Consider the following 22,672-nt stretch of genomic DNA (forward strand, 5'->3'; position numbering starts at 1 on the left):
CCTCTCGCTGCTCAGTGTGACCGTCTGCACCACCATCCGCGAGCATCCCCATTGACGCACGCTGGTCGCCTTTATGGTGCGCCGAAACGAAAAACCCCGCCTATGCGGGGTTTTTGTGGCAAGACGAACTTCAAGTGTAACGGAATTGGCCGACGCCCGCCTTTACGCGTAGCGGCGCAGGCGCAATGCGAACTCCTGCAATGCCTGGATGCCGCTTTGCTCGGCGCGATGGCACCAGTCCTGTAAGTGCGACAGCAATTGCTCGCGTGACGCGTTCGAGCGATCCCATATCTGTGCCAGCTCCACCCGCAACTGATAATACGTGCGCAGGCGCTGGCTGCTGGCGAAGATCTGCATCAGTTGCCTTTTCTGCGGCTCGTCCAGGCCAGCCTCATCCTTATGGATCCACTCGCGCGCGCCCTTGATCAGCGCGTACTTCTCACGCGCGCCCAATTCCTTCAAGTGTGCCAACTCCTGCCGGTACGCCCGCTTGACCGTTTTCGCATAGCGCGCCATCACCTCGTAGCGGTTGGCCAGCACCGCGTGCAATGTATCCAGGTCGGGCACCGCCTTGCGCGCCGCCAGCTTCGGCGTCGGTGCAATTTTCTTCACCTTCGCGAGCCGGCATGCCGACATGAGTCGGATGTACATCCAGCCGATGTCGAACTCGTACCATTTGTTGGACAGCTTTGCCGACGTCGCATAGGTGTGGTGATTGTTGTGCAGCTCCTCCCCCCCAATCAGAATGCCCCATGGGAACAGGTTCGTGCTTGCATCCGCACAGTTGAAATTGCGGTAGCCCCAGAAATGGCCGAGGCCATTGACCACGCCAGCAGCCCAGAACGGAATCCACACCATCTGGATGGCCCACACCGAAATGCCGACGATGCCGAACAGCGCCAAGTCAATCAACGCCATGATCGTCACGCCGAGCACCGCATGCTTCGCGTAGACATGCCGCTCGAGCCAATCGTCCGGCGTGCCGTGCCCGTACTTCTTCAGCGTTTGCTCGTTCTTCGCCTCGGCGCGGTACAGTTCGGCGCCTTCGAGCAGCACTTTCCATATCCCGCGCGTCTGCGGACTGTGCGGATCCTCATCGGTCTCGCATTTCGCATGATGCTTGCGATGGATCGCCGCCCACTGGCCGGTGACCATGCCCGTGGTCAGCCACAGCCAGAAGCGGAAGAAGTGGCTGGCGATCGGATGCAAGTCCAACGCGCGGTGCGCCTGGTGCCGATGCAGGTAAACAGTGACACCGATGATCGTGATGTGCGTCATCACGAGCGTATACAGCACGATTTGCCACCAAGACCAGTTCAGTAGGCCATGGGCAACGAAATCAAGCACGAAATTCAGCAAATTAATACCCGGAAAACAAAATCGGAAAAAACGCCCGATTAAAGTATCGGACGTGACCTGTCGCGGCGGCCGCGAAAGGGCTGATTCAAGATTCTACCTGATCAACCGCAAGTGCCTGTCACAAAAATGATTCCCTGTTGCGTGGCACACAGTCGCAGCCCCTGACGCGCGACATACTCTAGTGCAAGACATAGGACTAGTGCATGGCATAGGAAAGGAGGAATCGAGCTAATCGGCTATTTCGACTGCGGCGACCGGCATCGGTTCAATAGCAGTAGAGAACGGTTCGATGGCCGCGGCATTGAGAATCCGCACCTCGCGCTGCGCGACCGGAATGCGGATACCGTGCGCATTGAACCCCGCCCAGATATTGTAGTTGACGGCCGAGCGCACCGACGCGGTACCGAGCGCCGCGTCGGCAATCCAGAAACCCAGCTCCAGCTCGATCCCGTTGGCACCGAATCCGGCAAGATAAGGGCGTGGCGCCGGATCCTGCAACACGCGCTCCACGCCCTGCGTAGCCTGGACGAGCACGCGCATCGCGAGGTCCACGTCCGTCCCATACACCACTTGGACCGACACCTTGGTCCAGCCGCGCGTGAGGAACGACGACTGGTTCTGCACAATATCGGTGATCAGCTTCTCGTTCGGCACCAGCGTCTCGACGCCATCCAGCCCGCGCACCACCGTGTAGCGGGTGCGGATCTGCGTGACCCGGCCTTGCAGACCGCCCACGCAAATTGTGTCGCCGAGCCGCAGTGAGCGGTCCAGCAGGATGATAAACCCCGACACGTAGTTGCTGGCAATCTTCTGCAATCCAAAGCCCAGCCCGACGCCAAGCGCGCCGCCCAATACGCCGAGCACGGTGATATCGATGCCGACGATCGACAGGCTTACCAGCACCGCGGCTAGGATCAATGACGCCCGGCCGATACGCGACAGCACAACCTGCAGGTTCGCATCGAGTGAATGGGCCCGCATGAGCCGCTCGTCCAGCGTGCGGCCCGCCCACAGTGCGCCAATCAACGTGATCATGACCCACAGCAGGCCATTGCACAGCGACAGCAGGCTCAAGTGCGCGTTGGCCACGCGAAACTCCACGCTGGCCATCCAGTGCAGCACGTCGTCCTGAATGCCCACCACGGTCAGCGCCATGCCGGCCCATACCAGCACGGTGACGATTTTCTCAACCAGGTACGCGAGCCCGCGCAGGTGCCCGTCCCGGGAAAACACCCGGCGCATTAGGTACAACGCCACATAGATCAGCGCTATACCGAACAGCGGCACCCGCGCCAGGTCCAGTAGCGACGTTTTCATCGCCTGGCCCAGCACAAGTCCCGTGCCGCCAACGATCAACCAGCCGAGGAACGGAAACAACGCCTTGTTCAGTCCATCCGCGCCGAAGCGTACTGCCGCGTGGCGGGCGCGGCGATACGCGTCCAGCCGCTGGCGGGCGTAACCGGCGAGCCCCCATGCCAGCGCTAGCGCGCCGATCAGCGCAACGACTTGCCAAAGCACCGCCGGCTGGCCAAGGTCACGCATCGGCTGGCCGATCTCGCGCATCAAGTCGCCGAACAGGTGCGTCAGTACCTGATCCTGCATGTCACGCCACCCGTTGCATCACCGCCGCAAAGAAGCCATCGGTGCCGTGCCGGTGCGGCCACAGCGTCAGGTCATCGCCGGTATCGAGCGCGATCTTTTGCTCGGCCAGCACCTGGCTCGCCGGCACGCGTTCGAACATCGGGTGAGCGGCGATGAATGACTCGACGATGCCCTCGTTCTCATCGCCAAGCAAGCTGCACGTCGCGTAGACGAGCCGCCCGCCCGGCTTGAGCAGTCGCGCGGCAGCGGCAAGGATTGATGCCTGCTTCACCGCCAGCTCAGCGACCGATTGCGGCGTTTGACGCCACTTGAGATCCGGATTGCGGCGCAGCGTACCCAGGCCGCTGCACGGCGCATCGACCAGCACGCGATCGATCTTGCCGGCCAGCCGCTTGATCTTCACATCATGCTCGCTGTCGATGACGACCGGGTGCACGTTCGATAAGCCACTGCGCGCGAGCCTGGGTTTGAGCTTGCTCAACCGCTTGTCGGACACATCGAACGCGTACAGCCGCCCGGACGAGCGCATCATCGCACCCAGCGCGAGCGTCTTGCCGCCCGCTCCGGCGCAGAAATCGACGACCATCTCGCCGCGGCGCGGCGCGACCAGCTGGCACAACAGTTGGCTGCCCTCGTCCTGTACCTCAAACCACCCTTGCTGAAAAGCGGCCAACGTATGGATCGCGGGCTTGCCGGCTACCCGAATGCCCAGCGGCGCATACGGCGTCGGCTCCGCCTGCACGCCCGCCTCCGCCAGCGCGGCGAGCACCGCATCGCGATTGGTGCGGATCGGATTGGCACGCAGATCCAGCGGCGCCGGATAGTTCAGCGCCGCAGCGAGCCGCGCCAACTCCTGCGCCACCGCATCCGGCCCAGCATCGAGGGCGGCCAGACGCACACCCAACGCAGACTCGATCCAGGGCGGCAAGTTTGTGCGCACGCGCGCCGGCAGGCTCGCCGGATCGATCTTCGACACGTGGTCGAGCCACGCGAATTCCTGTTGCGACAGATGCGGACGCAATGCGTTCAGGCCGGCGGTCTGCATCAGGCCGAGCAGCGTCAGCCGACGTGCCGGCGTGCCGCTGCCGCTCTCAGCCAAATGCCCATATTCCATCTTGCGGCGCAGTACCGCGAATACCGTCTCGGCGATCACACCGCGCTCGGCGTGGCCAAGCTTCGGATGCGCGCGAAAGAATCGGCTCGTGGCCACGTCAGCCGGACCGGCAAACTTCAGCACGTCGCCCAGCAACGCTTCGGTCTGGCCGATCAAAAATCCATGTAGCTTCATACCCTATCCCCGCCCAACACCAGCCGCGGCTCGGCGGCCGCCAACTCCACCCGGCCGTCACGCACGCGCAGCCGATCCTCGACAAACCAGCGCACCGCGCGCGGATAAAGCTCGTGCTCCAGGCGCAGTACCCGTGCAGCAAGCGCAGCAGCATCGTCGCCGGCAAGCACCGGCACCACGCCCTGCGCAATGATCGGGCCATGATCCAATTCAGCAGTCACGAAATGGACCGTCGCGCCGTGCACCGCCACGCCTGCGTCCAGCGCGCGCTGATGCGTATGTAGACCCGTGAAGCTGGGGAGCAACGATGGATGCACGTTCATCATGCGGGCCGCATAGCGCTCAACGAACGCCGGCGTCAGCACGCGCATGAAGCCGGCCAGCACGACGAGATCCGGCGCATGCGCATCCAGCACCTGTGCCAGCGCTGCATCAAACGCCTCGCGCCCGTCGAACTGTGCGTGGTCAACGACCGCCGTGGCGATGCCGTGCGCGGCAGCGAACGTCAAGCCCGCGGCATCGGGTCGGCTGGAGACGACCGCGGCAACGCGCGCCGGCCAGCGTTGCGCGGCGCATGCGCGCACGATCGCCTCCATGTTAGAGCCGCGTCCGGAAATCAGGATGACGAGTTTTTTCATCCATGGATTTTATCATCGGCGCCCCTGCTGCCTGCGCCGATCCACCGGTTCCCCGCCGAAATCGGGTGCGAGCGTTTATAATCGTGGGCTTTGCGGCAATGTGCCGACGCGATGCGTCGGCGCGGCCATCCAACGCCGCAGCCCGACCGGCCAATCATCGTGAGAGTCTTCAGGGGTCTTCCAAATGCCGAGAGCGCGCGCCCTGCGCGTTGACGATCGGCAACTTCGACGGCGTGCATCGCGGCCACCAGGCGTTGCTGGCGCGGGTGCGTGCCGCCGCCAACGCGCGCGCGCTGCCGGTCTGCGTGATGACGTTCGAACCGCACCCCCGCGAGTTCTTCGATCCGGCCGGCGCACCACCGCGCATCACGATGCTGCGCGACAAGCTTGAGGCATTGCGGCGCAACGACGTGGACCGGGTCGTGGTCGAGCATTTCAACCACACGTTCGCCAGCCAGTCGCCGGCCGCGTTCGTCGAGCACATCATCGTCAACGGATTGCACGCGCGCTGGGTCATGATCGGCGACGACTTTCGGTACGGGGCAAAGCGCGCCGGTGACTTCCTGTCGCTCAAGGCGGCCGGCGCACGGTATGGCTTCGAGGTCGAGCAGATGCCCACCGTAGCGGACCCATCCGGCGCGCGCATCTCCAGTTCGGCCGTGCGCGCCGCGCTCGTTGCGGGCGACCTCGCGGCGGCTCGCACCGCGCTCGGCCGAGCGATCGTGATCAGCGGCCACGTCGTGCATGGCATGAAACTGGGACGCGACCTCGGCTTTCCGACGCTGAATCTGCCGATCTCGCACAAGCGTCCCGCGCTGGCCGGCATCTTTATCGTGCGGGTACACGGCATCGAGGCGGGCCCGTTGCCTGGCGTAGCCAGCCTGGGCTGGCGCCCGACCGTGGACGATTCTGGCCGCGTCTTGTTGGAAGTACATTTACTAGACTGGCATGGCGACGCGTACGGCAAGCTGGTGCGGGTCGAATTTCTTGAAAAATTGCGCGACGAGCAGAAGTTTGTGGACCTGGAGGCGCTCGGCCGGGCGATCGCGTGCGATGTCGCCACCGCCCGTGAATACTTCGCCGCGCAAGGCGACCGGGCGGCAGCACCGGCCCATCCCGCCACGCAGCCCGAGCAGCGTGGCGGCCCCGGCCCGGGGGGCGATTTTGCGACGTCCGCCACTGACCGAATTAGATAGCGCTGCGTCACCGCGTACCGGCAAGGTGCGCGGTGACGCGTGTGGGGGGCCGACGACATGTGCCCCGCGCCCGCGCGACATGCCGTGCTTCGCCGATGCGGCCGGCATGCGCCGTTAGCGGCCACCGAACTTCTCTACCATCCCGATCATGAGTGACAAGAAAGCCGATTCCAAGCAGCCTTCCAAGTACCCCGTCAACTTGCTCGACACGCCGTTTCCGATGCGCGGCGACTTGCCCAAGCGCGAACCGCAATGGGTCCAGGAATGGCAACAGAACAAGGTGTACGAAGCGATTCGCGAGGCCAGCCGGGGGCGGCCGAAGTTCGTGCTGCACGACGGCCCGCCCTATGCGAACGGCGATATCCATATCGGACACGCGGTCAACAAGATCCTAAAGGACATGATCGTCAAGGCGCGCAACATGGCCGGCTTTGACGCGGATTATGTGCCCGGATGGGATTGTCACGGCATGCCGATCGAAATCCAAATTGAGAAGCGCTTCGGCAAGTCGCTGCCGGTCGAGCAGGTGCAACGTAACGCACGCGAATATGCCGCCGAGCAGATCGAGCGCCAGAAAGCCGATTTCCGCCGGCTTGGGTTGATCGGCGATTGGGACAACCCGTATCGCACGATGAACTTCGCGAACGAGGCGAACGAAATCCGCGCGCTCGCACGCATCCTTGAAAAGGGCTATGTGTTCCGCGGCCTGAAGCCGGTGAACTGGTGCTTTGACTGCGGCTCGGCCCTTGCCGAGGCGGAAGTCGAATACAAGGACCGTGTCGATCCCGCCGTGGACGTCGCGTTTCCGTTTGCCGAGCCCGACCGGATCGCCGAGGCATTCGGGCTGCCGTCGTTGCCCAGTGCCGACGGCGCGATCGTGATTTGGACCACCACGCCGTGGACCCTTCCCGCGAACCAGGCGCTGAACGTGAACCCAGAGCTGTCGTACAGCCTCGTGGACACGCCGCGCGGCTTGCTGATCCTGGCTTCCGAGCGCGTCGAGCCGTGCCTGGCCACGTACGGCCTGGACGGCACGGTCATCGCGTCGGCGCCAGGCGCCGCGCTTGGCGGGATCCGCTTCCACCATCCGCTGGCCAACCTGCACCCGGGCTACAAGCGCACTGCGCCGGTCTATTTCGGCGACTATGTGACCATCGACTCCGGCACCGGCGTCGTACATTCGTCGCCGGCCTACGGCATCGAGGACTTCCAGTCGTGCAAGGCGCATGGCATCGACGATGGCGACATCCTAAGCCCGGTAATGGGCGACGGCCGCTATATCGAATCGTTGCCGCTGTTCGGCGGCCTGTCGATCTGGGAGGCGAACCCGAAGATCGTCGACGCGTTGCGCAATGCCGGTTCATTGCTGCACACGAACCATTACGCGCACAGCTATATGCATTGCTGGCGGCACAAGACGCCGATCATCTACCGCGCGACGTCGCAATGGTTTGCCGGCATGGACCTGACGCCCGTCGGTGGCGGCAAGACGCTACGCGAGACCGCGCTCGACGGCATTGAGGCCACCACGTTCTATCCGGCGTGGGGTAAGCAGCGACTGCACAACATGATCGCGCATCGACCCGATTGGACATTGTCGCGCCAGCGCCAGTGGGGCGTGCCAATGGCCTTCTTCGTACACAAGGAGACGGGCCAGTTGCACCCTCGCACGCTGGAATTGCTCGAACAGGTCGCGCAACGCGTCGAGCAACACGGCATCGAGGCATGGCAGTCGCTTGATGCACGCGAGCTACTCGGCGACGACGCTGACCTATATGAAAAGAACCGCGACACGATGGACGTCTGGTTCGACTCCGGCACGACGCACTGGCATGTGCTGCGCGGCTCACACGCGCAGCAGCTGCAGTGGCCCGCCGACCTGTACCTCGAAGGCTCGGATCAGCACCGCGGATGGTTCCATTCGTCGCTGCTGACCGGCTCAATGCTCGATGGCAGGCCACCCTACAAGGCGCTGTTGACGCACGGCTTCACGGTCGATGGACAGGGCCGGAAGATGTCGAAATCGGTTGGCAACGTGATCGCGCCGCAGGAGGTTTCGAACAAGCTTGGCGCCGAGATCATTCGCCTGTGGGTGGCCTCGACCGACTACTCCGGCGAACTGTCGATCTCCGATGAGATTCTAAAGCGCGTGGTGGAAAGCTACCGCCGGATCCGCAACACGTTACGCTTTCTGCTGGCGAATCTGTCGGATTTCGACTCGAACCGGAACATGGTGCTGCCTGAGCAGTGGCTCGAGATCGACCGCTACGCGCTTGCGCGCGCCGCCGCGCTGCAAAAGGAAGTGCTCGACCACTACGACGCGTACGAATTCCATCCGGTCGTGGCCAAGCTGCAAACCTTCTGCTCAGAGGACCTCGGCGGCTTCTATCTCGATGTGCTTAAGGACCGGTTATATACGTCGGCGGTTGACTCGCACGCGCGGCGCAGCGCCCAGTCGGCGCTGTACCACATCACGCAGGGGCTACTGCGGCTGATCGCGCCATTCCTGTCGTTCACCGCGGAGGAAGCGTGGAAGATCTTCCAGCCGGGGCACACGACGATTTTCACTGAAACATACTACGTCTATCCGCCGCTGCCCGAAGGGGCGGCGTTGTTGGATAAATGGGCGCTCGTGCGCCAATTGCGCGGCGATGTCACCAAGGCACTCGAAGCGGCGCGCGAAGCCGGCCGGATCGGCTCGTCGTTGCAGGCCGAAGTCGAGATCCGCGCGCATGGTGCACGCTACGCTACCCTCGCGAGCCTCGGTGACGACTTGAAATTCGTGCTGATCACCTCCGCGGCGCGGGTCATCAAGGTCGACAACGAGGCTGACGAGGCAATCGACGTGATCGCATCCCGGTACCTGAAGTGCGAGCGCTGCTGGCATTACCGCGAGGAAGTGGGCGCGAACGCCGAGCATCCGACGCTGTGCGGGCGCTGCACGGCGAACCTATTCGGAGATGGCGAACACCGGAGCATTGCATAAATGGCGAAGACCTTATCCCGCAACGCCGTCCGTTCGGCCACGCTCATGCCGTGGCTAGGCATATCGTTAATCGTGATCCTGCTCGACCAGCTATCCAAGATCGCCGTGTCGCGCTTGTTCGTGTACGGCGACCCGCATCCGATTGCGCCATGCTTTAATTTACTACTGGTCTACAATCGCGGCGCCGCGTTCAGTTTTCTGGCGACTGCCGGCGGCTGGCAGCGCTGGGCGTTCACCGCCTTAGGCATCGTCGCCGCGCTGGTGATCGCCTGGTTGCTCAAGCGCCACAGCGGGCAGAAACTGTTTTGCACCGCGCTGGCGCTGATTCTTGGCGGCGCGCTGGGCAACGTCATTGACCGGCTGGTGCACGGCCATGTAATCGACTTCCTTGATTTTCATGTCGGCGACTGGCATTGGCCGGCGTTCAACATTGCTGACAGCAGCATCACGATCGGTGCGGTGCTGCTGGTGCTCGACGAGCTTAGGCGCGTGCGCGCGGCACGCTGAAAAACCCGGATCGGGAAACAATGCCGGCACCGGACACACGCAATAGCGGAAGGAGCGATATGGACCTGGCGGGCAAACACCTGGTGCTTGGACTGACGGGCGGCATTGCATGCTACAAGTCGGCCGAGCTGACACGCATGCTGACCCAAGCCGGCGCCACCGTCCAAGTGGCGATGACGGAGGCGGCCACGCAATTCATCACGCCGGTCACGATGCAGGCCCTGTCCGGCCATCCGGTCTACACCAGCCAGTGGGACGCACGAATCGATAACAACATGCCGCACATCGACCTGTCGCGCCGCGCAGACGCGATCGTGATCGCCCCCGCGTCGACTGACTTCATCGCCAAGCTAGCCAATGGGCTATGCGACGATCTCTTGTCCACGCTGGCCGCGGCGCGTGACTGCCCGTTGCTGGTCGTGCCGGCGATGAACCGCCAGATGTGGCAAAACCCGGCGACGCAACGCAACGTCGCCCAGCTACGCGCGGACGGCATCACAGTGCTCGGCCCGGACTCCGGCCCGCAGGCATGTGGCGAGATCGGCGCCGGCCGCATGCTCGAACCCGCAGCGGTGTACGAAGCGATCATCGCCTTTTTCCAGCCGAAGAAGCTGGCGGGACAACGCGTGCTGATCACGGCGGGCCCCACGTTCGAGCCGATTGATCCGGTCCGCGGCATCACCAATCGTTCGAGCGGCAAGATGGGTTTCGCGCTCGCGCGTGCCGCGGCGCAGGCCGGTGCGCGTGTGCACCTGGTCGCCGGCCCGGTCGCGCTCGCCACGCCGTGGGGCGTGAGCCGCGAGGACGTACAGACCGCGCAGCAAATGTACGACGCGGTCATGGCGGCCATCGCCGACACCGACATTTTCATCGCCGTCGCCGCGGTCGCCGACTGGCGTGTCGCTCAGGTATCCGAGCACAAGCTGAAGAAAGCTGCCGGTCAGCCGGCGCCGCCGCTGGGCTTCGTCGAGAATCCGGATATCCTGGCCAGCGTCGCTGCGCTGCCCTCGCCGCCTTACTGCGTCGGCTTCGCGGCGGAAAGCGCCGAGCTTGGCGTGAACGGTGAAGCGAAGCGGCGGCGCAAGAACGTCCCGCTGCTGATTGGCAACCTGGGACCGAAAACATTCGGCAAGGATGACAACGAAGTCGTACTATTCGAAGCAACCGGCTCGACGCCGTTGCCGCGCGCGGATAAGCAATCACTCGCGCGCACGTTGGTCGACGAAATTGCGCAGCGCGTGCCGGGCAGTCTTTTCGCGTAAGTCACGCCCGCGCGCACGGCGCCCTGCTCTCGGCCCGCCACGCGTGTGGCACGCTATCCAGTCTTCAGATGACTCGACTGTCAGTACTCGATCAAACGCCGGTGATCGACGGCCATTCGGTCGCCGACGCCATTGCCGCCACCGTCGAACTTGCGCAGCTTGCCGACCAGCTAGGCTATACCCGCTTTTGGTGCGCGGAGCATCACGGCTTGCGCTCGGTGGCGAATCCCGCACCGGAGGTGATGCTCGCGCGCCTGGGCAGCGTCACGCAACGCATCCGGATCGGCTCGGGCGGCATCATGCTGCCCTACTATAGTGCGTTTAAGGTCGCCGAGCAGTTTATGATGCTCGAGGCGTTGTTCCCAGGGCGTGTCGATCTGGCCGTGGGCCGCGCGCCCGGCGGTGATATGCGCACCGCGCAGGCCGTCGCGGCCGGCGCGTACAATCGTGGCGAGTGTTTTCCGCAGCAAGTGACCGAACTGGCCGGGCTGTTCCGCGGGCAACTCGCTGAAGACTCGCTCGCAAAAGACGTGCTGCTGCAACCCCATGTCGCCACGCAGCCGCAGTTGTGGATACTCGGGTCAAGCGACTTCGGCGGTGCACTGGCTGCGCAGCTTGGCATCCGATTCGCGTTCGCGCACTTCATCAACGCGTTCTTTGGCCACACGGTCGCGCAGGCATACCGGACGCAATTCAAACCCGGGTTTGAAGCTCGTCCCTACTTAGCCGCCGCGGTTTTTGTGATTTGCGCGGATACCGAGCAACAGGCCGACGCGCTGGAAAAGGCCGTCGATCTGCGCCGCGTGCAAATGGCGTATGGCTTGAATGAACCGATCCCGACCGTCGAACAAGCACTCGAGCAGACATATGGCGAACGCGAACAACTGATCATCGAGCGCGAACGAGCACGCAGCATCATCGGCACACCAGAGTCGGTGGTACCGCGTGTGCTGGAGATTCAGCAGCAGTTCAACGCCGACGAGTTGATTGTACTCACCGTCGCGGCCAGCTATAAGGCACGGCTGCGCTCGTACGAATTGCTGGCGCAAGCATTCGATCTGGCCGCGCCAACGCACGAGACGGCATAATTGAGTCTTTTGCGTGCTGGCGATGTCATCGCGTTGTACGGCGTCGATGCCGCGACGGCGTGTCATAGCGCATGCCGTCATGCCAGCACGCTGCTCCCATTACTGACTGATGAACATCGACCTCAAGATTCTCGACCCGCGCATGCAGGATGCCCTACCCGCCTATGCCACTGCCGGTAGCGCCGGTCTGGACCTGCGCGCCTGCCTGGACGAACCGCTGGTGCTGCAACCAGGCGCCACCGCGCTGGTGCCAACCGGCCTGGCCATCCATATCGGTACCCCCGGCTATGCGGCATTGATCTTGCCGCGCTCCGGATTGGGCCACAAGCACGGCATCGTGCTCGGCAACCTGGTGGGACTGATCGATTCCGATTATCAGGGCCAGTTGATGATCTCCACATGGAACCGCGGCGAGACCGCGTTCACGCTGAATCCAATGGAGCGGCTTGCGCAACTCGTGGTGGTGCCAGTGGCGCAGGTGCAATTCAACGTGGTCGACGATTTCTCGCACAGTGAACGGGGTGCCGGCGGCTTCGGCAGCACTGGCCGGCACTAATCGATAAAAGAGCGCGGGACGTCGCCCGCGCCTTGCTATTGCGCAACCACCGCCGCGGTCACTCGACTTCGGCCGTTTCCGGGTTTGTCGGATTGCGCGGCGCCGCGTTCTCGTCGAACGTGAGTTGCACCTTGCCGTTGTCATCGACGTTGACCGTCACACGCCCACCGTTCATCAACTTGCCGAACAGCAGTTCATCCGCCAAAGCGCGGCGGATCGTATCCTGGATCAGCCGCTGCATCGGCCGCGCACCCATCAATGGGTCGAAACCGTGCTTGGCCAAGTGCTTGCGCAACGCATCGGTAAACAACGCATCGACCTTCTTCTCGTGCAACTGATCCTCCAGCTGCATCAGGAACTTATCGACCACGCGCATGATGATTTCCTCATCGAGCGAACGGAAGCTGATGATCGCGTCGAGCCGATTGCGGAACTCCGGCGTGAACATCCGCTTGATGTCCGCCATCTCGTCGCCGGTCTCGCGACGTGTCGTAAATCCGATCGTCGCTTTGTTCATCGCCTCGGCGCCCGCGTTCGTCGTCATGATGATGATGACATTACGGAAATCCGACTTACGGCCGTTGTTGTCCGTCAACGTGCCATGGTCCATCACTTGCAGTAGCACATTAAAGATGTCCGGGTGCGCCTTTTCGATCTCGTCGAGCAGCAGCACGCAATGCGGCTTCTTTGTCACCGCCTCCGTCAGCAGCCCGCCCTGATCGAACCCGACATAGCCAGGCGGCGCGCCGATCAGCCGGCTCACCGCATGGCGCTCCATATATTCGGACATATCAAAGCGCACCAGCTCGATGCCCAGCGTAAAGGCCAGTTGACGCGCCACCTCTGTCTTGCCGACGCCGGTCGGCCCGGAGAACAAGAACGCGCCGATCGGCTTGTCCGTCTTGCCGAGCCCGGCACGCGCCATCTTAATGGCCGCGGCCAACGCATCGATTGCCGGATCCTGGCCAAACACCACACTCTTCAAATCACGGTCCAGCATCTGCAGTTTGCTGCGGTCGTCCTGCGACACACTTTGCGCCGGCACTCGCGCGATCTTGGAAATAATGTCCTCGATCTCCGTCTTGCCGATCGTCTTCTTTTGCTTGGACCTGGGCAGGATCCGCTGCGCCGCACCCGCCTCGTCGATCACGTCGATCGCCTTGTCCGGCAAATGCCGGTCGGTGATGAACCGGGCAGACAACTCGGCCGCCGCCGACAGCGCGCCGGACGAGTACTTGACGCCGTGGTGCTCCTCAAAGCGGGACTTCAAGCCACGCAAGATCGCCACCGTCTGCTCGACCGTCGGCTCAGTGACGTCGATTTTCTGGAAGCGCCGCGACAACGCCGCATCCTTTTCAAAGATGCCCCGGAATTCGGTGAAGGTCGTTGCCCCGATGCACTTGAGCTGACCGGACGACAGCGCCGGCTTGAGCAGGTTCGACGCATCGAGCGTGCCGCCCGAGGCGGCGCCCGCACCGATCAGCGTATGAATTTCATCAATGAACAGGATCGCATGCGGACGGTCCTTCAACTCCTTGAGCACCATCTTGAGCCGCTGCTCAAAGTCGCCCCGGTACTTCGTGCCCGCCAGCAGCGCCCCCAAGTCGAGGGAAAACACTTGCGCATCCGCCAGGATGTCGGGCACCTCGCCGCGCACGATCCGCCATGCCAGCCCTTCGACGATGGCCGTCTTACCCACGCCGGCCTCGCCTACCATCAGCGGATTGTTCTTGCGGCGTCGGCACAGCACCTGCACCATCCGTTCGACCTCGGGCTCGCGTCCGATCAATGGGTCAATCTTGCCGTCGCGCGCCTGCTGATTCAAGTTTTGCGTAAATTGTGCCAGCGGCGTTTCCTTCTGCGCGCTGGCATCGTCACCGTCGGCCGGCGGCTCGCCAGCCTTCGCCACATCCGGCCCCGCAGTCTTCGCGATGCCGTGCGAAATGAAGTTGACCACATCCAGCCGGGTCACGCCCTGCTGCTGCAGGTAGTACACCGCGTGCGAGTCCTTCTCGCCGAAGATCGCCACCAGCACGTTCGCGCCGGTCACCTCCTTCTTGCCGCTGGAGGTTGACTGCACATGCATGATCGCGCGCTGGATCACGCGTTGAAAGCCCAATGTAGGCTGCGTGTCGACGTCGTCGGTCCCCGGCACGATCGGCGTGTTATCGTGGATAAAGTTGCGCAGATTCTGGCGCAGATCCTCGATGTTCGCGGCGCACGCGCGAAGCACCTCCGCCGCCGTCGGGTTATCCAGCAGGGCGAGCAACAGGTGTTCGACGGTGATGAATTCATGCCTTGCCTGGCGTGCTTCCATGAACGCCATATGAAGGCTGACTTCCAGTTCCTGGGCAATCATGCTTCCTCCATCACACACTGCAGCGGATGTCCCGCTTGCCGCGCGTGCGTTACAACCTGCTCAACTTTGGTCGACGCAATGTCCCGCGTATAGACCCCGCAAATTCCACGCCCCTCGTGATGCACTTTCAACATAATCTGCGTCGCAGTATCGCGATCCTTGTTGAAGTATTGCTGTATTACCATCACGACGAATTCCATTGGCGTGAAGTCGTCGTTCAGCAAAACCACGCGGTACATTGACGGCGGCTTGGCCTTGTGTTCCTGCCGCTCCAGTACTGTACCGTCCTGCTTATCCGGGATAATGGCCATACGCCCATTCTAAACAACTCGGCCACGCAAGCAATCCCGCCAAAAACTCCAACGGGCACCCGATACGGCGCGGCACACATCCTTTCGTCACCAGAGCGCGACAGCCTCTCCGGCACCCTGCCAACGGTCACCCCCACCCTGCGGCGAGGCGCACAGCGTTGCGCTGATCCTGCCTACGCAAAATTCGTTCCGTGGCTATCTCGGTGCATTATGCGACTTTTCAAGCCCTCGCGCTGCGTGGGCGTCGGACAGAGCGCATTGAGATAACGTCAAGATGACGCTCGCGCGTCGTGCAGGCCTGCATTGGGAGCCCAAACAACGGGTTTTCGGGCGTTGCAAAATTTCCTTGACACTGACTTTTAGACCACCAACAATCAAGCTGGCACTTTTTTCTAGTTGTAGCCGAAGGAAAAATGCCGGGTGAGCTTGTTAGAGGGATCCGGCCGCATGGGGCACGGAGCTTTTCGAACGTGCTCGTGTAGCAAGGACGAGTAACAGGGGAAGTAGGATGGCGACTGGTACGGTCAAATGGTTCAATGACGCCAAAGGTTACGGATTCATCACGCCGGACGAAGGCGGTGAGGATCTGTTCGCGCATTTTTCGGCTATTCAAATGAACGGCTTCAAGTCCCTCAAGGAAGGACAGAAGGTCAGCTTCGAAGTCGTGCAGGGACCGAAAGGCAAACAGGCTTCGAATATCCAGGCGGCAGCCTGATCGTTCGAATCGCTTGCGGTGCGAAGCAGAAAAACCCGGTTGTAAGCCGGGTTTTTCTTTTTCCGCGACGCTACAGTTTGACGCCGAGGCGCAACCACACCGTGCGGCCGGACTCCATGACCGGTGAATTGGCCGGGTAACCAAAGCCCGCGTTGCCCGCCAGATTCAGATGCTCGGTGTACGCGTTGTCGAATAAGTTGTCTACGCCTAGCGTCAGCGTGGCCGCCTTGCCGAACGCGTACTGCGCATGCAGTGACACGACGCCGAAGCCGGCACTTGGCCCGAAATCCTTGCCGACCACGTTCCCTTCATTGAACGCGTACCGACGCTGCGCCGCCACCACGCGCCACAGTCCCCCGACCGACCACGTCCCGTGCTGGTAGTTTGCGCCAACGCGCGCTTCCAGCGGCGGAATCTGCGGCAACGGCCCGCCCGTGGCGTTGTTACGCCCCCATGCGTACGCCAGTGAGGTCTCGAACCGCCACGCCGGCGTGGCGCGCCACGTGGCGCCCAATTCGCCACCGAGGATCCGTGCACCAACCTGCGTCCGACTGGCTGGTCCCATCGGCTCGGACACGTAGTCGAACAGGATGAAATCCCGCACGCTGCCCGCATACGCCGACACCCAGGCGTCAACGCGCTCGCCACTGTACTGCGCGCCAATATCCAGTTGCGTCGTCTTTTCGGGACGCAATGACGAAAACGCGTTGATCGAGCCCTCTGGACCCCGTTTCGACGAGAACAGCTCCCAGTAATCAGGGAAACGCTCAGCATGCCCGATCCCGACGTACCACATCGCGGGCAACGTCGCGAGATCGCGCTCGTAACGCACGAAGCCGCTGGGCAAAGTGCGCTCGCGTTGCACGTCGGCCGTCGGATTCGGTGCTTGGCCGACGTTGACGCGCCGGTCGCGTGCCGCGGCACGGTCCACCCGCAGCCCCGTCACCATCCGCTCAGCCTGCGTCGCGTACCAGGTTAGTTCGCCAAATCCGCCCATGCTCCACAAGGTTGCCGACGGCTTCCACGGACCGTTGCCGTTGGCGGCGGCCTGCTGCAGCGACCGGTTGTCGAGCGCATGGTGCTGCCCATCCACTCCCGCCACCAGCTTAAACTGGTCCGTGAACCGCAGCGTCGCGGCACTGCGAGCGCCGAACGTGCGCCGTCGCACTTCGGATGCCATCGGCATGGACCTGCCGCCGCCTGCCGGCGAGCGCAGCGTGAAGTTATCCATCACATGGTCGAAATCATTGTAGTAGACCTGCGCTTCGACGCGGTCCAAAACCTCGCCCAGGTGCGAGCGCTCGGCACGCAGACCATAACTTTCGCGCCGGAACCGTGCACCGTCCTTGAAGCGGCCGGCGTAGCGCGCATAGCCGTCGCCAGTACCGGCGCTCGCTTCAATGCGGGTATGCTCGTTTGGCGTCCAGCCCAGTGCCGTGTCGACGTTCCATTTGTCCCACTGCGATGGCACCGTATTGCCGTTGCCGTCGCGGTAGTCTTGTTGATGCGCGTGATTCGCAATCACGCGCGCATAGCCTTCGCGCACGCCCGCGCTCAAGTCGACATTCTGGTCGTTGCGGCCAAACGAGCCGCCAACCAGACTCCCATCGAAGCGCATGCCCGGCGCGTCGAAGCGGCGGGTCGTACGCTCGAACAGCACCGTGCCAGCCGATGCGCCCGGCCCGTAAAGTACCGATTGCGGCCCTTTGACGACGGTCACCTTGTCGTAGCTCTCCGGCGCGATATACGAGGTCGGGGCATCCATGCGGCCCGAACAGGCACCCAGCATCGGCGCGCCATTGCTCAATAGGCTCAGCCGCGATCCGGACATGCCGCGAAACACCGCGTCTGCATTGGTGCCGCCGCTGCGGATCGCCGAAAAGCCCGGCACCGTCTTCAGATAGTCGGCGCCGTCGCTCGCGGGCAGCGGCTGACGTGGCTGCTTCGGGTCGGTCACCACGACCAGCGGATGCTTCGGCGCATTGGCGATGACCTCGATCGGCACGAGCATCGACGCGGCGCCCGCCGGGGGCGCGTCAGGCGACGACGCAGCAGCTTGCGCGTGAGCGCTCACTGTGCCCAATAAGCCCGCCACTGCGGCGAACACCGAAGGCGCCCAACGCCGACAGCGGTTGCATTCCAATACAAGATGCGCGTCGATCGGGCGACGCGACGCCGCCTGATTCAGGAAGGAGAATTTCATGCAAACAACCCATGGCATGCCATCCAGGCCGGCAGTTAAATAGCCGGTCCGGCAGGCATCGGTTACGGAATGAGCAAAAAAGCAGCCGTCAAACCGCGCCTGGGGGGGCTCGGGGGTAAGAGACAAGATGCCGCGACGCGGGCCGGGGTGTGCCATCGATCACCGGTAGCATGGCCGCGCGCTGGCGCTGCAGCATGAGCGTCGCGACCTGCGGTGCGCCGATGGCCGGACTGTGGGCAAGCAGGCTGCAATAGCCGCATGCGTCCAGGTGTCCACCCACATGCGCCGATCCGTGGGCCGAGGCCCGTTCGCCCGTCGTGGCCGCACTGCACAGTACCGTGTCGACGCCGCGACCAGCGTGGCCGAGCCACTGCGAGGCGAGCGGCATCAAGACGATCAGCCAGATCGCCGTCAGGCCGAGCCAGGCGGTCAGTTTTCGGGTGCGGCGATGGGGCATCGGACAACAACGCACAAGCGTCGCAGAGATGACGGTGAAGATCGTGAAGATCGGACGGGTCAAGATTATCCGTCGCCAACGCCGTTCTTTCAATTGTATTTCAGCCACCGCTGTGGGTGAGTGGCGAATTGCCGCAGCTCGCCATGCCGTGGGTGCGACGCGATGAAAGGCGACAAATGGTCAGCGCATGCGCGCCGCGCCGACGCAACAACCCCTGTGGCACATTACCTGTGCCACAGGGGTCCTATGTTCCGGCTGATACGCCGGCCCGTGCGGGATACTGTTACATATTTTCGATCAACACCTGACCGAAGCCAGAGCACGACACCTGCGTCGCGCCCTCCATCAGGCGCGCGAAGTCATACGTAACGCGCTTTTGCAAGATCGACTTTTCCATCGCGGAAATGATCACGTCAGCCGCTTCAGTCCAGCCTAGGTGGCGCAGCATCATCTCGGCCGACAGAATTTCCGAGCCCGGGTTCACGTAGTCCTTGCCCGCGTATTTCGGCGCGGTCCCGTGGGTCGCCTCGAACATTGCGACTGAATCCGACAGGTTGGCGCCCGGCGCGATGCCAATGCCGCCGACCTGCGCCGCCAGCGCGTCCGAAATGTAGTCACCGTTCAGATTCAGCGTCGCGATCACGTCGTATTCGGCCGGGCGCAGCAGGATCTGCTGCAGGAATGCGTCGGCGATCACATCCTTGATCACGATCTCGGCACCGCTCTTCGGATGCTTGATCTTCATCCACGGGCCACCGTCGATCAGCTGCGCGCCGAACTCCTTTTGGGCGAGCGCATAACCGTAATCGCGGAACGCGCCTTCGGTGAACTTCATAATGTTGCCCTTGTGCACCAGCGTGACCGACTTGCGGTTATTGTCGAGCGCATACTGAATGGCCTTGCGCACCAGCCGCTGCGTGCCTTCGCGCGACACGGGCTTGATGCCAAGCCCCGATGTCTCCGGGAAACGGATCTTCTTGACACCCATTTCCTCGCGCAGGAACTGGATCACTTTCTTGGCCTGCTCGGACTCCGCGGCCCATTCGATGCCCGCATAGATATCCTCCGAGTTTTCGCGAAAGATCACCATGTTGGTCTTCTCGGGCTCGCGCACCGGCGAAGGCACGCCCTTGAAATACTGCACCGGACGCAGGCACACGTACAGGTCCAGCTCCTGGCGCAGCGCCACGTTCAGCGAGCGGATGCCGCCGCCAACCGGTGTGGTTAGCGGCCCCTTGATCGAGACGACGTACTCCTTCAGGACCTGCAGCGTTTCCTCCGGAAGCCACACATCCGGCCCGTAGATTTTAGTTGCTTTCTCGCCGGCAAAGATCTCCATCCATGCGATCTTCTTCTTGCCACCATAAGCCTTTTCGACCGCCGCATCGACCACCTTGATCATCACCGGCGTAATGTCGAAGCCGATGCCATCGCCTTCAATGTACGGAATGATCGGCTGATCCGGGACGTTGAGCGAAAAGTCCTGATTGACGGTGATCTTCTCACCGGCCGGAACCCTGATGTGCTGATACGGCATGTTCGACTCCAATGGTATGGACGGGCTGAAAATATGCTGCGCGGCTACGCGTCAACATGCGTTATTCCTGCGTCGACTGCTAAGGCAGCTCGCGGCGGCCTCACTGAGACTCGCGGGTCGCTCGTGGCGAAGCGCTATTCTAGCTTCTAGCGCGCCGGCAAGACACCACGGCACCACGGCACCACGTCGATGCGTTTAGTCTTATATAAGATATAAGACTAGCGTTCCATATTATGCGCTAATATCACGCCGTTTGCCATAGGGGCGGGTCTTGGCGCCCGCGCATCGCCCATGCGATTAATTGCATTGAACAAACCATATGGCACGATTTGCCAGTTCTCCGCCCACGAGACGCGTGCATCGCTGGCCACATGGGTCAACGTGCCCAATGTCTACCCTGCAGGTCGGCTCGATGCGGACAGCGAGGGCCTGTTGTTGCTCACCGACGACGGCGCGCTGCAGGCGCGCATCGCCGAGCCGCGCCACAAGCTGGTCAAGCGCTACTGGGCACAACTGGACGGCGCTGCACCGGCTTCGGCACTGGCCGCCCTGGAGCGCGGCGTGGACCTTGGGGACTACGTGAGCCGGCCCTGCCGCGCCCGCTTCATCGAGCCGCCCGCCGGCCTGTGGCAGCGCGATCCGCCGGTACGCTATCGCGCTGCGATTCCGACCACGTGGATCGAGTTGGCCCTTGGCGAGGGCCGTAATCGCCAAGTGCGACGGATGACCGCAGCGGTGGGCTTTCCGACGTTGCGCCTGATTCGCGTTGGTATCGGCGCGCTGGATGTATTCGCGCTCGGCCTGGCGCCCGGCCAATGGCGCGCGCTGCCACCGTCAGCGCCGTGGCACGGCACGCGCTGACGCGCCTGTCGTGCCACCTGTCCCTGTCCCTGATCCCTGATCCCTGATCCCTGATCCCTGATCCCTGATCCCTGGTCCCTGGTCCCTGGTCCCTGGTCCCTGGTCCCTGGTCCCTGGTCCCTGGTCCCTGGTCCCTGGTCCCTGGTCCCTGGTCCCTGGTCCCTGGTCCCTGGTCCCTGGTCCCTGGTCCCTGGTCCCTGGTCCCTGGTCCCTGGTCCCTGGTCCCTGGTCCCTGGTCCCTGGTCCCTGGTCCCTGGTCCCTGGTCCCTGGTCCCTGGTCCCTGGTCCCTGGCCCCTGGCCCCTGGTCCTTGGCCCAAGCCCAAGCCCTAGCGCTGCCCCTGCCCAGTGCCAATTGCCGGCATAGGTTGTCACCCATTTGCCGAAGCGCACGTCAACCCGATCGCCGGGCGCCGCGTTATGAACTCGGATGCCGCCACAGCGTGCTCCGGCATCAGCCGACGTCACCACCCTGCCGTACGCAGGATGGCACGAACGCAGCAGGCCCGCACGAATTGTCGAACGAGCCTGTCAACCGAAAGCGGGATCCCGCGTTGATTGACATGACTCATCAAGCGGGTCATTTGGTTAAGTTAACTAAATTTGAGGTAAAACAACATGAACAAACTGATCGCTGCCCTGGTCGCTGGCCTGTTTGCCACTGCTGCTTTCGCGCAATCGTCGGCTCCGGAAGCCGCATCGGCGCCGGCAGCTGCTTCGAAGACCGAAGCACACAAAAAGGCTCACAAGTCGCACAAGAAGGCGGCGAAGAAGGCCGCTGCTGCTTCGGAAGCGGCTTCGAATTAAGTTTTTCGTCCCTCAAGCGACAAGAACGACGCTGCACTGCCGTTGCGACGGCATTCAAAGGCAGGTTGCCGTAAGGCGATCTGCCTTTTTTGGTCTGTACTACCCAGTGATTCGCGTAACATGCGCGTATTCACTATTCACATTACGAGGAGTCTGCCGTGGTTGTTCCGGTGCGATCCGCGCTGTCTGTGTCCCGCTTGCTCCGCGTGCCCGCCCGGCATGCCCGCCCCGCCTCACCGCGGCTTGGCATCGGTACCTCGAGGCCAGCACCGCTGGCCCGTGTTGCCGCCGCGCTGGTAGCCGGCGCCACGCTCGCGCTGGGGGCCTGCGGCGCGCTGGCGCAGCCGCTGCCGGCCGCACTGAAGCGCCCCGAGCAATTTCCGCGTGCCTCATTGACGATCGGCATGTACGTGGTCGACGCGGCCATTGCCGCGAACCCGGCCGATCGCGAGCAAGGCCTGATGTTCCGCGAGTCATTGGCGCCGAACGAAGGCATGTTGTTCGTATTTGACGAGAACGCCATTCATTGCTTCTGGATGAAAAATACGCCGTTGCCGCTGTCGATCGCCTTCATCCGCGCCGATGGCACGATCACGGATCTGGACGAAATGCAGGCGCAGACACAAAATAACCACTGTCCCGCTCACCATGGCGTATACGCGCTCGAGATGAGCAAGGGATGGTTTGCATCAAAGGGCATCAAGCCTGGCATGCGCGTGCTCGGCTTGCCGCCTGCACGCTGATCGCGCTCCGAACCGCAGCGCCCACACCGCGGCGCCTCACTTGCTGCCCGCCCGACCCGCTCATCGGGCAACGCGCTTGCTCACCGAATCAAGCAAAACGGCCCGCGCAACGCTATCCTATGTCTATTGGCGCGCGCTACTGAGCGCCCGCGCAGGCCGTTTTTCCCGGTTCGTCGGGCGGACACGGTGTCTGATGCCT

General features: G+C 62.9%; 18 protein-coding genes and 1 pseudogene. 10 read left to right on the plus strand and 9 right to left on the minus strand.

Annotated elements, in window-relative coordinates; all coding sequences use genetic code 11:
• Positions 1-162: 162 nt before the first annotated feature.
• From IHE30_RS10405 to purN, 4 genes are all read right to left on the minus strand, one after another.
• On the minus strand, positions 163-1,359 hold the full coding sequence (locus tag IHE30_RS10405) for a DesA family fatty acid desaturase (protein WP_337690389.1): 1,197 nt from the start codon (positions 1,357-1,359) through the stop codon (positions 163-165).
• Between the two features lie 228 nt (positions 1,360-1,587).
• Positions 1,588-2,961, minus strand: a complete 1,374-nt coding sequence (locus IHE30_RS10410) for a mechanosensitive ion channel family protein (RefSeq protein WP_337690391.1) — start codon at positions 2,959-2,961, stop codon at positions 1,588-1,590.
• A 1-nt stretch (position 2,962) separates the two neighbouring features.
• Positions 2,963-4,249 carry an RsmB/NOP family class I SAM-dependent RNA methyltransferase gene (locus tag IHE30_RS10415; RefSeq protein ID WP_337690393.1) on the minus strand — a complete coding sequence of 429 codons (1,287 nt, stop codon included), beginning with the start codon at positions 4,247-4,249 and terminating at the stop codon, positions 2,963-2,965.
• The gene (gene purN, locus IHE30_RS10420) at positions 4,246-4,887 is read right to left on the minus strand and encodes a phosphoribosylglycinamide formyltransferase (RefSeq protein ID WP_337690394.1); all 642 of its coding nucleotides are present in this window, start codon (positions 4,885-4,887) and stop codon (positions 4,246-4,248) included. The genes IHE30_RS10415 and purN overlap by 4 nt, the downstream gene beginning before the upstream one ends.
• 111 nt (positions 4,888-4,998) lie before the next feature.
• Here purN and IHE30_RS10425 point away from each other — a divergent pair.
• The 6 genes and pseudogenes from IHE30_RS10425 to dut all read left to right on the plus strand — a co-directional run bounded on the left by IHE30_RS10425 (position 4,999) and on the right by dut (position 12,482).
• Positions 4,999-6,083 (plus strand): annotated as a pseudogene (locus IHE30_RS10425) (bifunctional riboflavin kinase/FAD synthetase).
• Between the two features lie 148 nt (positions 6,084-6,231).
• Positions 6,232-9,069 carry an isoleucine--tRNA ligase gene (gene ileS, locus IHE30_RS10430; protein WP_337690395.1) on the plus strand — a complete coding sequence of 946 codons (2,838 nt, stop codon included), beginning with the start codon at positions 6,232-6,234 and terminating at the stop codon, positions 9,067-9,069.
• A complete protein-coding gene (gene lspA, locus IHE30_RS10435) occupies positions 9,070-9,576 on the plus strand; it encodes a signal peptidase II (protein WP_337690397.1) in 507 nt (168 codons plus the stop codon). It begins immediately after the preceding gene.
• Positions 9,577-9,635: 59 nt separating this feature from the next.
• Entirely contained in the window at positions 9,636-10,838 is a 1,203-nt protein-coding gene (gene coaBC, locus IHE30_RS10440) for a bifunctional phosphopantothenoylcysteine decarboxylase/phosphopantothenate--cysteine ligase CoaBC (RefSeq protein ID WP_337690399.1), read from the plus strand.
• A 68-nt stretch (positions 10,839-10,906) separates the two neighbouring features.
• Positions 10,907-11,926 (plus strand): LLM class flavin-dependent oxidoreductase, encoded by a 1,020-nt coding sequence (locus IHE30_RS10445; RefSeq protein ID WP_337690400.1) that lies wholly within the window; start codon positions 10,907-10,909, stop codon positions 11,924-11,926.
• A 109-nt stretch (positions 11,927-12,035) separates the two neighbouring features.
• The gene (dut, locus tag IHE30_RS10450) at positions 12,036-12,482 is read left to right on the plus strand and encodes a dUTP diphosphatase (RefSeq protein WP_443193643.1); all 447 of its coding nucleotides are present in this window, start codon (positions 12,036-12,038) and stop codon (positions 12,480-12,482) included.
• 58 nt (positions 12,483-12,540) lie between these two features.
• On the opposite strand, the gene clpA is transcribed toward dut, so the two are convergent.
• Both clpA and clpS read right to left on the minus strand, forming a co-directional pair.
• Complete coding sequence (gene clpA / locus IHE30_RS10455; protein ID WP_337690401.1) at positions 12,541-14,841, minus strand: ATP-dependent Clp protease ATP-binding subunit ClpA; 2,301 nt, start codon at positions 14,839-14,841, stop codon at positions 12,541-12,543.
• Positions 14,838-15,152 (minus strand): ATP-dependent Clp protease adapter ClpS, encoded by a 315-nt coding sequence (gene clpS, locus IHE30_RS10460; protein ID WP_337690402.1) that lies wholly within the window; start codon positions 15,150-15,152, stop codon positions 14,838-14,840. The genes clpA and clpS overlap by 4 nt, the downstream gene beginning before the upstream one ends.
• 508 nt (positions 15,153-15,660) lie before the next feature.
• Between clpS and IHE30_RS10465 the strand changes: the two genes are divergently transcribed.
• Positions 15,661-15,867 carry a cold-shock protein gene (locus IHE30_RS10465; protein WP_337690403.1) on the plus strand — a complete coding sequence of 69 codons (207 nt, stop codon included), beginning with the start codon at positions 15,661-15,663 and terminating at the stop codon, positions 15,865-15,867.
• 70 nt (positions 15,868-15,937) lie between these two features.
• Here IHE30_RS10465 and IHE30_RS10470 read toward each other — a convergent pair whose 3' ends face one another.
• The 3 genes from IHE30_RS10470 to icd form a co-directional block, all read right to left on the minus strand.
• Positions 15,938-18,070, minus strand: coding sequence for a TonB-dependent copper receptor (locus tag IHE30_RS10470; protein ID WP_337690405.1), 2,133 nt, complete (start codon positions 18,068-18,070; stop codon positions 15,938-15,940).
• An 88-nt stretch (positions 18,071-18,158) separates the two neighbouring features.
• A complete protein-coding gene (locus tag IHE30_RS10475) occupies positions 18,159-18,590 on the minus strand; it encodes a DUF2946 domain-containing protein (RefSeq protein WP_337690407.1) in 432 nt (143 codons plus the stop codon).
• Positions 18,591-18,810: 220 nt separating this feature from the next.
• Positions 18,811-20,064 (minus strand): NADP-dependent isocitrate dehydrogenase, encoded by a 1,254-nt coding sequence (icd, locus tag IHE30_RS10480; protein WP_337690408.1) that lies wholly within the window; start codon positions 20,062-20,064, stop codon positions 18,811-18,813.
• Between the two features lie 291 nt (positions 20,065-20,355).
• Here icd and IHE30_RS10485 point away from each other — a divergent pair, with 291 nt between their 5' ends.
• From IHE30_RS10485 to IHE30_RS10495, 3 genes are all read left to right on the plus strand, one after another.
• Positions 20,356-20,925: a pseudouridine synthase gene (locus tag IHE30_RS10485; RefSeq protein WP_337690409.1), complete on the plus strand. Its 570-nt coding sequence runs from the start codon at positions 20,356-20,358 to the stop codon at positions 20,923-20,925.
• Between the two features lie 616 nt (positions 20,926-21,541).
• Positions 21,542-21,730, plus strand: coding sequence for a hypothetical protein (locus tag IHE30_RS10490; RefSeq protein WP_041753068.1), 189 nt, complete (start codon positions 21,542-21,544; stop codon positions 21,728-21,730).
• A 248-nt stretch (positions 21,731-21,978) separates the two neighbouring features.
• Positions 21,979-22,473, plus strand: a complete 495-nt coding sequence (locus tag IHE30_RS10495; RefSeq protein ID WP_337690550.1) for a DUF192 domain-containing protein — start codon at positions 21,979-21,981, stop codon at positions 22,471-22,473.
• The last annotated feature ends 199 nt before the right edge of the window (positions 22,474-22,672 follow it).

It is taken from the genome of Mycetohabitans sp. B46, from assembly GCF_037389205.1.
GTDB lineage: Bacteria > Pseudomonadota > Gammaproteobacteria > Burkholderiales > Burkholderiaceae > Mycetohabitans.